Raw genomic sequence first — 13,709 nt, forward strand, 5'->3', positions numbered from 1 at the left:
GTCTCCCAATGTCAGAAGGCGACCCGCAGGCCGAGATAGAGGCTTCGACCAGGGGTGGCGTAGCCGTCCACTTCCTGATAGTCCACGTCGAAGACGTTGTCGAGCCGGGCATAGGCGGTGACGGCGTCGGTCAGGCGGTGGTCGCCATTGATTCCCATGATGGTATAGCGGCGGATCTTGGTCGGCCGGCTGGCGGAATTGACCTGCGCGCCGACATGGGACGCCTCGATGCCGATCCGGGTGCCGTCCAGCGGATAGACATCGGCGGCGGCGAACAGGGTGTGGCGCGGACGGCGCGGCAGGGCCGTGCCGGTCTCCAGATCCGTCGTCTCGAGATAGGTATAGGCCGCCTGAAGCGTCAGCCAGTCGGCCGGCACCGCCTTTGCCGTCGCTTCCAGCCCCTCGGTGCGGGCGCGGGCGGTGTTGCGGTAGCGGCTGGCGGCGGAATCGAAGCTCAGCATGTTGCGGATGTCGTTGCGGAACCAGGTGAGCCCCAGGGTCAGCGCGTCGTCGACGAGGCGCTGTTCGATGCCGATATCCCAGCCCCGGCTTTTCTCCACCTCCAGATCCGCATCGCCATAGGTCGGGTGATAGAGCTGGTAGAGCGACGGCGCCTTGGAGCCGGTGCCCCAGCTGCCGCGCAGCGTGGTGCCGGTGCCGGGCACGATCCAGGCACCAGTGAAGCGCCAGGTGGTGTGGGCGCCGAAGGCCGAATGATCGTCGCGGCGGACACCGGCGGTCAGATAGAGCTGGTCCCAGAGCCCGGCCCGGTACTGGCCGAAGATCGCGGTGGTATCGGCATTGGCCGAAAGCGTGTTGATCACCGGATCGCCGGGGGCCTTCGCATCACCGATCGAGGCGGCCTCGTGCTCGCGCGAGAGGCCGACGGTGGCCACGTCGTCGTGACCGTCGACGGTGATGTCGGTCTGGTTCTCGATCCCGGTCCGCCGGCCGTCGAAATCGGTGCGGACCGAAAAGCTGGAGGTCGGGTCCTTCGAACTGCGGTCGAGCCGCGAGCCCGAGAGGGTGGTACGGTTTTCAACCCGGCCGTCGAACAGGGTGGCGATGGCGGTCACCCGGCCGCTCAGGCTGTCGGCCTCGTTCTCGCCCGGCGCCTCGGGCTTGCGCGAGGGGTCGAAATCGGCCGAGGTGCGGGCGGCCGTGCCGGTGGCTTCGATCGCGAATTGATCACTCAGGGTCAGCCCGCCGCTGAGGCCGATCTGGGTGCCGGTGAAACCGTCATCCTCCCGCCCGCCTTCCAGGCGCGAGAAGCCTTGGGTGCGGAAATCGACGATCGAGACGGCGCCGTCCCAGCGCTCGCCGGCACCGCGCAGCGCCGCGGAATGCCGACGGCTGCGATAGGCGCCGTATTCTGCCGAGGCGTCGCCCTCCACCCCGGTGCCGCCATTGCGCAGACCCCGGCGGGTGACGATGTTAACCACGCCGCCCATGGCATCGGCGCCGTAAAGCGCGCTCTGCGGGCCGCGCAGCACCTCGATCCGGTCGACGTCGTCGGCAAGCAGGCGGCCGAGATCGAAAGCCCCGCTGGCGCTGGCGGGATCGTTCACCTCGACGCCGTCGATCAGGATCTTGGTCTGGCTGTCATCGGTGCCGCGCAGCCTGAGATTGGTGGCGGCCCCGGGGCCGCCGGTGCGGCTGAACGATACGCCCGGCGCCCGGCGCAGCGCATCGACCACGAAGACGGTGCCGGCTCGGCGCAGGTCGTCGCCGTCGATCACCGTCACCGAGCTGCCGACGGTGGCGGGATCGACGGCCGTGCGGGTGGCGGTCACCACCAGAGGTGTCAGGGTTTGACGGGTTTTTTCGTCATCGGCGAATGCCGGGACGGCACCGGTGGTGGCGGCAAGGGCGGTGCCGAGCAGAAACAGGCGGACGGCGGCGGTCATGGGTCTGTTATGGTCCCGCGATGGCTGGCGCACCGACGCGAACGGGATGGCCGGCGCGTGTCCGGGTCTCCCTGCCGCCGGTCATGCCCGCCCGGCGACCGCGCGATACGCGGGGGTGCGACGGCAGGTCTCCTGGCTCGCGGGTCCAGGCCCGGGCCCCCGGCCTTCCCGGCCTGTTACCGCCAGTGGCTGTCATGGGGGTGGGCTCACCGCCTACAGTTGCGGGTACAGCCGCGGCCTGGGCGCCCTGGCGCCGCACCGCGTTCCCTCTTCGCCGGCCGCCTTTCCGAGGAAAGGCGGCACGGAACCGTCGCCCCGCACCATAAAGACCGGGATGCCCTGGGGCAAGCGGCACGAAAGAAGGGCGCCATCCTCGCGGGGGGAGGATGGCGCCCGAAGTGATCAGGCAGGGAGACGTTCGGGAGGAGAACGTCGGTGGTCCAGGGGAAGGTCGGTGGTCCAGGGGAAGACCGTCGTCAGTCAGTCATGGTCGTCGTTCATGGTCGGCCCGGATCAGCCGCCCGACGGGGCGGTGGTGGGGGCGGGGGTGCTCATCGGCTGGGCGCCGGTGGCGGCATCAGCGTCGCTCTTCACGGCTTCCTGTGACTTGAAGGCCGGCATCTGCTCCAGCTGCTCGGGCGTCACCGAGGCGACCAGGGCCTGTTCGGCCGGCTCGGCCTTAAGCTGATCCCAGGGCACCATCACTTCCTTGGCGCCGAAGCCCAGCACGCCGCCATAGGCGAGCACCGCATGGGTGATCTGACCGTCGGTACCGAAGATCACGCCCTGAAGGGAGGCGACTTCCTCACCGTCGGGGGTCCGGACCACGGTGTCGTTCGACAGCAGGGTATCGGCCGGCTGCGGATCCTCGGCCTCGGCGGTGTCGGCACCGCCAGCCGGCGGGGTCGCGGGCATGGCGCCCGACGGGGCTGCCGTGCTGCCGGCACCTGCACCCATCCCGCTGCCGGCCGGGGCCTGCTGTTCCGTGGGGGCAGCACCCGGCGAGGCGGCCTGTGCCAGTGCGCTGCCGGCCGCGAGGGGGGCGGCACCCAGACCGACGATGATCGCAAGAGCCGAGGTCGTGCCGCGCATGGACTTGAACATGGTCAATTACTCCTGTGTTCGGCGATCCGGCAAGTTCTCTTGCCTTCCTCAATGATCTGGGAACTTGAGCGAAAATTGTTAAGTGCTGCGCTGTGGCATAATCATGTGAGGTTTGGTCTTCGAATACTGGTAGAAGATGATGAAGCCCCCCCGGCTGTGAGCGGGCGATGTCAGAAGGGCCGGATCGGGCCTCCCCCGTGTCGGCATGGTGTCGCGGCCGTGCTTGACGCCGGCCGCGGCGCGTCGCAGGCTCCGGCGCAGGAGGGACGACGGCTGCCCGCAACCCCCGCGGGGCCGAATTTCTGCGCAGGAGATCTGCCGATGCGTATGGACGTTCTGGGACTGGCCGGTGCCGCGGTGATCGCGGTGGGCATTGCCGCCGGCGGCTGGCTGGTCGGCCAGGGTGTGGTCGAGGCGCGGCTCGGCAACCGCACCGTCCAGGTGAAGGGCCTGGCCGAGCGCGAGGTGAAGGCCGACCTGGCAGTCTGGTCGCTGCGCTATGTCGCCTCCGGCAACGATCTGAACGAGGTGCTGGGCCAGCTGAAGCGCGATACCGAGACGGTGAAGCGTTTCTTCACCGATGCCGGCCTGCCGGCCGAGACGATCGAGATGCTGAGCCTGGAGGTGACCGACCAGAACGCGCAGCTCTATCGCTCGGGCCCGGTCGAGGTGCGCTATATCGTGGCGCAGACGGTGTCGGTGCGGACCACCGATGTCGACAAGGTGGAGGCCGCATCGCAGAAGGTGGGCGATCTGGTCGAGGCCGGGGTGGTGCTGTCCAACGACATGGGCGCCTGGGGCAGCGGCCCGTCCTATATCTTCACGAAGCTCAACGATCTGAAGCCCGGGATGATCGCCGAGGCGACCGCCAATGCCCGCGACGGTGCCGCCCAGTTCGCAACCGACAGCGGCAGCCATGTCGGCGCGATCCGCAATGCCTCTCAGGGGCTGTTCCAGATTCTGCCGGCGACCGATATCCCGAACATGCCCGAGAACCGCCAGGTGACCAAGACCGTGCGGGTGGTGACGACCATCGACTTCTTCCTGGAAGACTGAACCCCGCCTTGACGTCGGACGCCCCCCTGCCTGATCCCGCATTGCCCGACCGGATCGCCCGTGCGATCCGGTCGCTGCCCGTGGCGGAGCTTGCCCGCCCGATCCGCGAGGCTCTCCATCAGGGCCGCGATCTGGTGATCGAGGCGCCGCCGGGTGCCGGCAAGACCACCGCGGTGCCGCTGCTGCTGCTGGATGCCCCCTGGGCGGCAGAGGGGCGCATCCTGATGCTGGAGCCGCGCCGGCTGGCGGCACGCGCTTCGGCGGCACGCATGGCCGCGATACTGGGCGAGGCGGTGGGGGAGACGGTGGGCTACCGGGTCCGGCTGGACCAGAAGGTCGGCCCCCGGACCCGGATCGAGGTGGTGACCGAGGGCATCTTCACCCGCCGCATCCAGGGCGATCCTGAGCTTCAGGGCGTGGCGGCGGTGATTTTCGACGAAATTCACGAACGCAGCCTGGATGGCGATCTGGGCCTGGCGCTGGCGCTGGAGGCGAAACAGGCCCTGCGCCCCGATCTGCGGCTGATCGCCATGTCGGCGACCCTGGATGCCGAACGGGTGGCGGCGCTGATCGGTGGGGCCGAACGGCTGCGGGCCGAGGGCCGGATGTTCCCGGTGACGGTGATCCATGACGATCGCCGGCCGGAGTTGCGCGACCTGGCCCCGGCCATGGCGGGCGCAGTGCGGCGGATGCTGGCGGCGGAGCCGGGCGACATCCTGGCCTTTCTGCCGGGTGCCGGAGAGATTGCACGCACCGCCGAGCTGCTGGCCGGTGGCGGCGGGCCTGCGGTCGACATCCTGCCGCTGGCGGGGGAGCTGACGGCAGAGGCGCAGGACCGTGCCATCCGCCCCTCGCTGCCCGGCCGGCGCAAGGTCGTTCTGGCCACCGCCATCGCCGAGACCAGCCTGACGATTGAGGGCGTGCGCGTGGTGATCGATGGCGGCTTCGCCCGCCGGCCGCGTTTCGACCCTTCGACCGGCATGAGCCGGCTGGAGACGATGCGCGTGTCGCGTGCCGAGGCCGAGCAGCGCCGTGGCCGTGCCGGCCGTGTCGCCGAAGGCATATGCCTCAGGCTCTGGCCCGAGGCGGAGACCCGTGCCCTGGCGGGGTTCGCCGCCCCGCAGATCACCGTTGATGATCCGGCGCCGCTGGCGCTGGAACTGGCGGTCTGGGGCGTGGACGACACCCATGCCCTGGCTTTTGCCGATCATCCGACGCCGGCGGCCTGGGGCCAGGCGCGGGAACTGCTCGGCCGCCTGGGCGCGCTCGACGCGGCCGGCCGCGTGACCGGCCATGGCCGGGCGATGGCCGAGCTGGGCCTGCATCCGCGGCTTGCCCATCTGGCGATCGAGGGGGCCAGGCGGGGGGCCGGGCGAGAGGCGGCGCGCCTGGCCCAGATCCTGGCGGAACGCGACCCGTTCAAGCGCGCCCGCGCCGATGCCGATCTTGCCCGGCGCTTGACCCTGGTGGCGGAGGGCCGCGACCCCATGGGCGGTGCCGATGGGGCGGTGGTCGATCGCGGCACGCTCGCCCGGCTGCGTGACGGCGCTCGGGCGCTGGAACGGCGACTGCCGAAGCCGGAGGCGCCGGATGGGGCGGAGCCGCCCTCGCTCGGCCAACTCGTGGCGCTGGCCTATCCTGAACGGCTGGCGCAGGCGCGCGGGCGCGACGCGGTGTTCCGGCTGATGGGTGGCGGCGGGGGTGCGCTTGATCCGCTCGACCCGCTGGCCGCAGAGGACTGGCTTGCGGTCGCGACGACTGGTGGCGGCACACAGGGTGGGGGCGACGTTCGCGCCTTTCTTGCCGCCCGGATCACCCCGGCTGAGATCGTGGAGAGCTTTGCCGACGAGATCCGCACGGTGGACCGGGTGGAATTCGACCAGCGATCCGGCGGCCTGGTGGCGGTGCGCGAACGGCGGTTGGGCCAGCTGGTCATCGATGCGAAGCCGCTGGCGAAGCTTGCGCCCGAGCATCATGCCGCGGCGGTGGCCGAAGGGGTGCGCGGGCTGGGCCTCGACCGGCTGGACTGGAGCGAGGCGGCGAAGGCGCTGAGGGCCCGTATCGCCTTCCTGGCGCGGATCGACGGGCCCGGGGCCGGCTGGCCGGATGTGTCGGATGACGGCCTGCTGGCCAGGCTCGACGACTGGCTGGGGCCGGATCTGGGGCGGGTGCGGCGGCTGGACGATCTTGCCCGGATCGACCTCAAGGGCGCGCTGCTCAGGCTGCTGGACTGGCGCCAGCGCAGCCGGCTGGATCAGGCGGCGCCCGAGCGGGTGACCGTGCCGTCGGGCCGCAGCCATGCGGTGGACTATGCGAGCGACCCGCCGGTCCTGGCGGTGAAGCTGCAGGAGATGTTCGGCGCGGCCGAAGGCCCGCGGGTCGCCGACGGCCGGGTGGCGCTGCTGGTCCACCTGCTGTCGCCGGCGGGCCGGCCGGTCCAGGTGACCGCCGACCTCGCCGGCTTCTGGACCGGCAGCTACGCCCAGGTGAGGTCGGAGCTGCGCGGCCGCTATCCCAAACATCCCTGGCCCGAGGATCCGACCGGTGCGGTCGCGACCCATCGGGCCAAGCCGCGCGGCAGCTGAGCCGCGCGCGCCCCGGGACGGATCAGCCCTTGGCCGGCCGGGGCACCACCGGCGCGCCCGCGGCCTTCCAGCCGCCGAAGCCGCCTTCCAGATGGGCGACGGGTTCAAGCCCCATCTGCTGCAGGGTGTCGGCGGCCAGCGCCGAACGCCAGGCGCCGCCGCAATAGAGCACGAAGCTCTTGCCCGAGGCGAAGACCGGCTTGTGATAGGGGCTTTCGGGGTCGACCCAGAATTCCAGCATGCCGCGCGGGGCGTGGAAGGCGCCGGGGATCATGCCCTCGCGCTCCAGCTCGCGGACGTCGCGGATGTCGACGAACAGGGTGTCCGGGTCGTCGAGCAGGGTTTTGGCCTCGTCGATCGGGATGGTGCGGATGCGGGCGGTCGCCTCGTCCACCATCTGCTTCACGGTCTTCTTCAGCGCCATCGGGGGATCTCCTGGTGTTTCCGTGCCCGCAGCATAGCCCGTCCATGCCCGGCCGGGCTTCGATAAACCGATGGGCGGTGCTAAGGTCCGGGGATCCTGCATCCGGATGCCGCCGATGAAACCCCTGCCGCCCTTCCGATCGATCGAGGCCTTTGCCGCCGCCGTGGAGCTGCGGAGCCTGACCGCGGCCGCCGAGGCGCTGGGGCTGTCGCTGCCCGCACTCAGCCGGCGGATCCGGATCCTGGAAGAGCATCTGGGCGCGCCGCTGCTGGAGCGGCTGCCGCGCGGCGTGGTGCCGACCGCCCGGGGGGCCGCCTATGCCGCCGAGCTGCTGCCGGCGCTCGATGCCCTGCGCCAGGCGACCGAGCGGGCGCGTCAGGCCGATCGCCGGGCGGTCAGGATCAGCCTGATCCCGACCCTTGCGATGACCTGGCTGCTGCCGCGGCTGCCGGGCTTTCAGGTGGCCCATCCGGGCATCCGGCTTGATCTGCACGGCTCGGCCGACTGCGTCGAGCCCGGCGCCGGTATCGCCGATCTGGCGCTTCGCCTGGGGGAGGGCGGCTGGCCGCGGGTGATGCGGGTGGCGTCGATGCCGCTGCATCTGGTGGTGGTGGCGAGCCCCGATCTGCCTTTGGGGCAGCCGCAGGATCTGCTGCATCTGCCGTTGCTGGGCCCCGCCCACCGCCCGGAATTCTGGCCCGAATGGGCGCGGGCGGTCGGCATCGACCCCGCCCTGTTGCCGCCGGTGCGGGGCTTCGACAACCTGCAGATGCTGTATGAAGCGGCGGCCCATGGGCTGGGTGTGGCCATTGCGCTGGATCACCTGGTGCGGCCCTGGATCGAGAACGGGCGGCTGGTGGCGCCGCTGGATCATCGGGTGGCGAGTTCGCGCGGCATTCATCTGCTGACCGGCAGCCGGCCGGCACCGCCGGTGCGGGTGGTGCGCGACTGGTTGCGGGCGGAAATGACGCGCAGCGCCGCCTGAGCGGCCAGGCGCCTTCAGCTTTCCGGAAGGCCCGCGGCCGCAAAGCGAATTGTGGCGACATATGGCGGGGCCCAGGATCGGCAGGCCGTGACCACCTGCCCGGGAGCCCCGCCATGGACGCCACCGATCTCTGTTTTCTGGACGCGACCGCGCTCGCCGCGATGATCCATGCCCGCGAGGTCTCGCCGGTCGAGGTGGTCGCGGCCCATCTGGAGCGGATCGCGCGGATCGATCCGCTGCTGGGGGCCGCCGTCGAGGTCATGGCCGACAGCGCGCTCGGCGCGGCCCGCGCTGCCGGGGCGGCGGTGATGGCGGGGGAGGCGGCAGGTCCCCTCCACGGCGTGCCGTTCTCGATCAAGGATTGCATCGACACCGCAGGCGTGCCGACCCGGCGCGGCTCCAGGCTGTTTGCCGACCGGGTGCCCGGGCGCGATGCGACCGTGGTGGCACGGCTGAAAGCTGCGGGTGCCATTCCGTTGATCAAGACCAATCTGCCAGAATTCTCGTACTGGACCGAGACCGACAACCCATTGTCGGGGCCGACCCGCAACCCCTGGGACAGACGCCGCATCCCCGGCGGATCGAGCGGGGGCGAAGCGGCGGCGATCGCGGCCGGGCTGTCGCCGCTGGGGCTGGGCAGCGATGTGGCGATCTCGGTACGCGGGCCCGCGGCGATGACCGGCATCCTGGCGCTGAAGGCGACCCATGGCCGGATCCCCGTCACCGGCCACTGGCCGGGGCTTCGGCGCTGGTGGCATGTCGGACCGATGGCGCGCAGTGTCCGCGACCTCGCGCTGGCGCTCGATCTGCTGGCGGGGCCGGATGGTGCCGACGGCTATGCGGTGCAGGCGGCACCCCTGATGCGCGGCGACGCCAGCAGCCTGCGGATCGGCTGGATGGCGGCAGAGGGGTTCGGGCCGGTGGATCCCGAAATCGTCGCCACGGTCGCCCTGGCCGCCGACGCCCTGGCCGCGGCCGGACACCGGGTGGCGCCGGCCGGCATTCCGGCGCTGGCGGATCACGACTGGACGGAGGCGAGTGCGGTGCTGCACGCGCCCGAGATCGGCCCGCTCTTCCGGGCCGTGGTCGGCGGGCGGGTGGAGGAGGTGCATCCGGTGATCCGTCATGTCATGACCCGGGCCGAGCCGTCGCTGGCGGATTTCGTCGCCGCGGAACAGGTGGTGCAGGGGCTGCGGGATGCCTTCGCCGGCTGGTTCGGGGCCAATGATCTGCTGCTTTGCCCGGTGTTGCCCATGACCGCCCCCCGTCCTGGGCAGGCCGGGTACGAGGTGGCGGAGGCAAAGGTCCCGGCCCGTCATGTGATGCGCGCCACCGTGCCCTTCAATCTGACCGGCCTGCCGGCCTTGTCGCTGCCGTTCGGGTTGAGCCGCGAAGGCTTGCCGATCGGCGTGCAGCTGGTGGCTCCCTGGTGGCGGGAAGACCGGCTGCTTGCGGTGGGCCGTCAGCTGGAAGCCCAAAGCCCGATGCGAAACCGGCGACCGCCGCTCTGACGGGTCCGAAATCCCTGGGCCGGCCGTCACCGCTCTGGACGTCACCCCCACCTCCGGTGTAGGAATGCAAGTCATTCGCACTTGCGGAATGGCATGTGCGGGACGGCACCATGGACCGAGGGAGCGACAGATGGTGGGCAAGACGGGCAGGCTGGGCGGCATGCTGCTGGGGGGCGTTCTGCTCGCCTCCGGTTCGGCGCTGGCGGCGACGGGCGGTGACGCCCGCGCGGTGGTGACCAATTACGCGAACATCGCCGAGGCGGCCTATGGCGACAGCCTGACCGCGGCGAAGACGTTGCAGACGGCCGTGAAGGCCTTCATCGCCAAGCCCGGACCTGAGACGCTGGCGGCGGCGAAGGCCGCCTGGATTGCGGCCAATGTGCCCTATAAGCAGACCGAGGCCTTCCGCTTCGGCAATGCCATCGTCGACGAGTGGGAGGGGCAGGTGAATGCCTGGCCGCTCGACGAGGGCCTGATCGACTATGTCGACAGCTCGTATATGGGTGCCGAGGGCAATGCGGCGGCGGCGCTGAACGTGATCGCCAACAAGAGCTTCACACTTTCGGGCAAGACGGTCGACGCTTCGAAGATCACCCCCGACCTGCTGCGCGCGCTGCACGAGGCGGAAGGCGAGGAGGCGAACGTCGCCACCGGCTATCACGCCATCGAATTCCTGCTCTGGGGCCAGGATCTGAACGGCACCGGCCCGGGCGCCGGCAACCGCCCGTGGACCGATTACGACACCGCCAACTGCACCGGCGGCAATTGCGACCGTCGCGCCGCCTATCTCCAGGCGGCGACCGACCTGCTGGTCGAGGATCTGTCGTGGATGGCTGCCCAGTGGGGCAAGGATGGCGAGGCGCGCAAGGCGCTGGCCGATGTCACCCCCGAAGCCGGTCTCAGCACCATGTTCACCGGCCTCGGCAGCCTGTCCTATGGCGAGCTGGCGGGCGAGCGCATGAAGCTGGGCCTGCTGCTCAACGACCCGGAAGAGGAGCATGACTGCTTCTCGGACAACACCCACAACTCCCACTATTACGACGCCGTGGGCATGTGGAACGTCTATACCGGCCATTATGTCCGCATCGACGGCTCGGTGGTCGAGGGACCGTCGCTGTCGTCGCTGGTGGCCGCGGCGGACCAGAAGGTCGATGCCGATGTCCGCGCCCATATGGCGGCGACGCTGGCGGCGCTGGGCTCCGTGAAGGCGACGGCAGAGGCCGGCACCCATTACGACCAGCTGCTCGCCCCCGGCAATGATGCCGGCGCGGCGCTGCTGAACACCGCCATCGATGCCCTGGTTCAGCAGACCCGCTCGATCGAGCGCGCGGTGACGGCGCTGAAGCTGGAGCCGGTGGCGATCGAGGGGTCGGACAGCCTGGACCAGCCGACGGCGGTGTTCAAGTAAGCGACCCACGTCCAGCCAGACGGCCGGCGGCGCTCTGCGTCGCCGGCCATTGGCGTTCAGGGACAAGAGCAGCTTTGGGGAGCAGGCAGGGGTGGTGAGGACCGGACTGGTCGCTCTGGCGGTGTTGGCCGGGGTTGCCGTGGCGAGCGATGCATGGGCAGGGGATGCAATTCCGTCCGATGTGCTGGAACAGCCCGACCCGCATCTGAACCAGGTGCCGCGCACGGCGGCAGAACGTGCCCGCATCCTGACGGTCGTGGAACCGACCCGCGATTTTACCCGGCCGGAAGATTACGAGCTCAACATGGGTGGGGCGGCCACGACGCGGGCGGCCGTCAATCGCGATGTCTTCTCGCAGTTCTCGGCCAACATGCCCTTCGCGCATGAGATGGATTTCAAGCTCGGCAACGGGCTGTTCCGCAAGTTCTGGGTCTCGTCGCCGTCGTCGACCAAGGCGTCGGACGGGCTGGGGCCGCTGTTCAATGCCCGGTCCTGCCAGAGCTGCCATGTCAAGGACGGCCGCGGCCATCCGCCGGCAAACCCCGACGACGACCGCATCTCGATGTTCCTCAGGCTGTCGATCCCGGCCGATACCGACGAGCTGAAGGCCGCCATCGCCAGCCACCGGCTGATGGTGGTGCCGGAACCGGTCTACGGCACCCAGCTTCAGGACATGTCGATCCAGGGCATTCCGGCCGAGGGCCGGATGGAGATTGCTTACGACGAGATCCCGGTTGAACTCGCGGGCGGCGAGGTCGTGCATCTGCGCCGGCCGAGCTACAGCATCGCCGACCCGGCCTATGGGCCGCTGCACCCGGATGTGATGCTCTCGCCGCGTGTGGCACCGCCGATGATCGGGCTGGGCCTTCTGGAAGCGATCCCGGCCGAAGACATCCTGGCGCTGGCAGATCCCGACGACGCCGATGGCGACGGCATCTCCGGCCGACCCAATTTCGCCTGGAGCCCGGAATACGGCCGGGTGATGCTGGGCCGCTTCGGCTGGAAGGCCGGTACCCCCACCGTGCATCAGCAATCGGCCGATGCCTTCGCCGGCGATATGGGCATCTCCAACCCGCTGCATCCGGCCGGTTACGGTGAATGCACACCCGCCCAGACCGATTGCCGCGCGGCCCCCGATGGGGGAGATGCGCCTGGCACCGACGGGCTGGAGATCGACGCCGCGGCGATGGATCTGGTCAGTTTCTATGCCCGCAATCTGGCGGTGCCGGCCCGGCGCGATCTCGATGACCCGGTCGTGCTGCGCGGCAAGCAGCTGTTTGCCGAGGCGAATTGCATCGCCTGCCACCGGCCGAAATTCGTCACCGCACGGCTGAAGGACCGCCCGGAACAGAGTTTCCAGCTGATCTGGCCCTATAGCGACCTGCTGCTCCACGACATGGGGCCGGGCCTGGCCGATGGCCGGTCCGAAGGCATGGCCGACGGCCGCGAATGGCGCACCGCGCCGCTCTGGGGTATAGGTCTGACGGCAAGCGTTGCCGAACCGGCCAGCTATCTCCATGACGGCCGGGCGCGCAGCCTGCTGGAGGCCGTGCTCTGGCACGGCGGCGAGGCGGAGGCCGCGAAACAGGCGGTGGTCGCCCTGCCGAAATCCGATCGTGATGCCCTGATCCGCTTCCTGGAGTCGCTCTGATGCGCCGCCCGATCCTGCTCGCCACGCTGGCCGCCGTGCTTGCCGCCACCTCGCCTCTGTCTGCCGCCCTGGCCGCTGACGCACCGGCCGCGGCAACGGCCGAGGCGGCCGGTCCGGACCATGCGGCGCTGACCGCACGCGCGCTGGACGGCTATATCCGCCCCGAATTCGACCGCTTCGTGGCGGCGACCCGGGCGCTGGCGGAGAAGGCCGAGACCGACCAGAGCCCCGAGAAGCTGCTGCCGCTCTATGACGCGGCCTATGACGCCTGGATGCGGATCTGGTTCTTCCGCTTCGGTCCGCTGGAGGAAGAGGGCCGGCGCTTCCGGCTGGAATTCTGGCCCGAGCGCAGCGGCATCGCCTATCGGGCGATCGGCGCCCTGGTCAAGGCGAAGAACCCGATCGTCGACGATCCCGAGGCCTTTGCCGGCGCGTCGGCCGGGGCGCAGAACCTGGTGTCGATGGAACGGCTGCTGCGCCCGCGCGAGGCGGTGCCCGCCGCCGGCACGCCTGCGGCCGAGTATCGCAACCGGCTGATCCGGGCGGTGGCCCGCAATCTGGCCCGGATGGCGGTCTCGGCGCGCGAGGGCTGGGAAGGACCGGAAGGGGCGGCACATGTGCTGACCACGGCCGGCGACGACGAGAACCAGATCTATCTCTCGGCCGACGAGACCACCTTCGCCTTCTTCAACGCCTTCCACGGGGCATTGCAGGAGCTGGAGGAACTGCGCCTGGCGGCCATCACCGCGGATCAGACCGGCGGCAGCCCGCGGGCTGCGCACGAGCGGGCGGGCGCGTCGCTTGAAAACATCCGCGCCGGCATCGGCGGGCTGATCGATTTCGAACGGGTGGTCTTCGCCCCGGCGGCCAGCGATCAGGTGGCGCAGGTCGACATGGCCGCGGCGCTGGAGAAAGCGGCTGCGGCCGCGGATGCGGCCCTGGCCCGCGGCCCGGGCGATGCCGAGGCGATGAAGGCGCTGAAGACCGCGCTTGCCGCTGCCCGCCGGCTGGCGGTGGCCGAACTCGCCCCGGCGCTGGGCGTGCGGGTCGGCTTCAATTCCTTCGACGGCGATTGAGG

Annotated in this window: 10 protein-coding genes and 1 riboswitch; of the genes, 7 read left to right on the forward strand and 3 right to left on the reverse strand. The window is 70.4% G+C overall.

Annotation, left to right across the window (positions count from 1 at the left end; translation table 11 throughout):
- Positions 1-11 precede the first annotated feature (11 nt).
- Both CMO28_RS07295 and CMO28_RS07300 read right to left on the reverse strand, forming a co-directional pair.
- Complete coding sequence (locus tag CMO28_RS07295; protein WP_296711790.1) at positions 12-1,907, reverse strand: TonB-dependent receptor plug domain-containing protein; 1,896 nt, start codon at positions 1,905-1,907, stop codon at positions 12-14.
- A 104-nt stretch (positions 1,908-2,011) separates the two neighbouring features.
- Positions 2,012-2,234: riboswitch (cobalamin riboswitch) on the reverse strand.
- Positions 2,235-2,420: 186 nt separating this feature from the next.
- Complete coding sequence (locus tag CMO28_RS07300; RefSeq protein ID WP_296711793.1) at positions 2,421-3,011, reverse strand: PRC-barrel domain-containing protein; 591 nt, start codon at positions 3,009-3,011, stop codon at positions 2,421-2,423.
- Between the two features lie 321 nt (positions 3,012-3,332).
- On the opposite strand from CMO28_RS07300, the gene CMO28_RS07305 reads away from it, so the two are divergent.
- Entirely contained in the window at positions 3,333-4,067 is a 735-nt protein-coding gene (locus CMO28_RS07305; RefSeq protein ID WP_296711796.1) for an SIMPL domain-containing protein, read from the forward strand.
- A gap of 8 nt (positions 4,068-4,075) precedes the next feature.
- A complete protein-coding gene (gene hrpB, locus CMO28_RS07310; protein ID WP_296711797.1) occupies positions 4,076-6,652 on the forward strand; it encodes an ATP-dependent helicase HrpB in 2,577 nt (858 codons plus the stop codon).
- Positions 6,653-6,674: 22 nt separating this feature from the next.
- Here the strand turns inward: hrpB and CMO28_RS07315 are convergent, their stop codons facing one another.
- On the reverse strand, positions 6,675-7,076 hold the full coding sequence (locus CMO28_RS07315) for a rhodanese-like domain-containing protein (protein WP_062761001.1): 402 nt from the start codon (positions 7,074-7,076) through the stop codon (positions 6,675-6,677).
- Positions 7,077-7,191: 115 nt separating this feature from the next.
- Here CMO28_RS07315 and CMO28_RS07320 point away from each other — a divergent pair, with 115 nt between their 5' ends.
- The 5 genes from CMO28_RS07320 to CMO28_RS07340 all read left to right on the forward strand — a co-directional run bounded on the left by CMO28_RS07320 (position 7,192) and on the right by CMO28_RS07340 (position 13,707).
- Positions 7,192-8,061: a LysR substrate-binding domain-containing protein gene (locus CMO28_RS07320; protein ID WP_296711805.1), complete on the forward strand. Its 870-nt coding sequence runs from the start codon at positions 7,192-7,194 to the stop codon at positions 8,059-8,061.
- Positions 8,062-8,174: 113 nt separating this feature from the next.
- On the forward strand, positions 8,175-9,572 hold the full coding sequence (locus tag CMO28_RS07325; protein ID WP_296711808.1) for an amidase: 1,398 nt from the start codon (positions 8,175-8,177) through the stop codon (positions 9,570-9,572).
- 130 nt (positions 9,573-9,702) lie between these two features.
- On the forward strand, positions 9,703-10,980 hold the full coding sequence (locus CMO28_RS07330) for an imelysin family protein (RefSeq protein WP_296711810.1): 1,278 nt from the start codon (positions 9,703-9,705) through the stop codon (positions 10,978-10,980).
- 139 nt (positions 10,981-11,119) lie between these two features.
- Positions 11,120-12,631 (forward strand): di-heme oxidoredictase family protein, encoded by a 1,512-nt coding sequence (locus CMO28_RS07335; RefSeq protein WP_322111314.1) that lies wholly within the window; start codon positions 11,120-11,122, stop codon positions 12,629-12,631.
- Positions 12,631-13,707, forward strand: coding sequence for an imelysin family protein (locus tag CMO28_RS07340; protein ID WP_296711817.1), 1,077 nt, complete (start codon positions 12,631-12,633; stop codon positions 13,705-13,707). The genes CMO28_RS07335 and CMO28_RS07340 overlap by 1 nt, the downstream gene beginning before the upstream one ends.
- The last annotated feature ends 2 nt before the right edge of the window (positions 13,708-13,709 follow it).

Origin of the sequence: Tistrella sp., assembly GCF_002684955.1 — a bacterium.
Classification (GTDB): domain Bacteria; phylum Pseudomonadota; class Alphaproteobacteria; order Tistrellales; family Tistrellaceae; genus Tistrella; species Tistrella mobilis.

Coding starts and splice junctions, on each gene's coding strand:
- CMO28_RS07295 (WP_296711790.1), bottom strand. CDS start 1,907: ATGACCGCCGCCGTCCGCCTGTTTCTGCTCGGCACCGCCCTTGCCGCC.
- CMO28_RS07300 (WP_296711793.1), bottom strand. CDS start 3,011: ATGTTCAAGTCCATGCGCGGCACGACCTCGGCTCTTGCGATCATCGTC.
- CMO28_RS07305 (WP_296711796.1), top strand. CDS start 3,333: ATGCGTATGGACGTTCTGGGACTGGCCGGTGCCGCGGTGATCGCGGTG.
- CMO28_RS07315 (WP_062761001.1), bottom strand. CDS start 7,076: ATGGCGCTGAAGAAGACCGTGAAGCAGATGGTGGACGAGGCGACCGCC.
- CMO28_RS07320 (WP_296711805.1), top strand. CDS start 7,192: ATGAAACCCCTGCCGCCCTTCCGATCGATCGAGGCCTTTGCCGCCGCC.
- CMO28_RS07325 (WP_296711808.1), top strand. CDS start 8,175: ATGGACGCCACCGATCTCTGTTTTCTGGACGCGACCGCGCTCGCCGCG.
- CMO28_RS07330 (WP_296711810.1), top strand. CDS start 9,703: ATGGTGGGCAAGACGGGCAGGCTGGGCGGCATGCTGCTGGGGGGCGTT.
- CMO28_RS07340 (WP_296711817.1), top strand. CDS start 12,631: ATGCGCCGCCCGATCCTGCTCGCCACGCTGGCCGCCGTGCTTGCCGCC.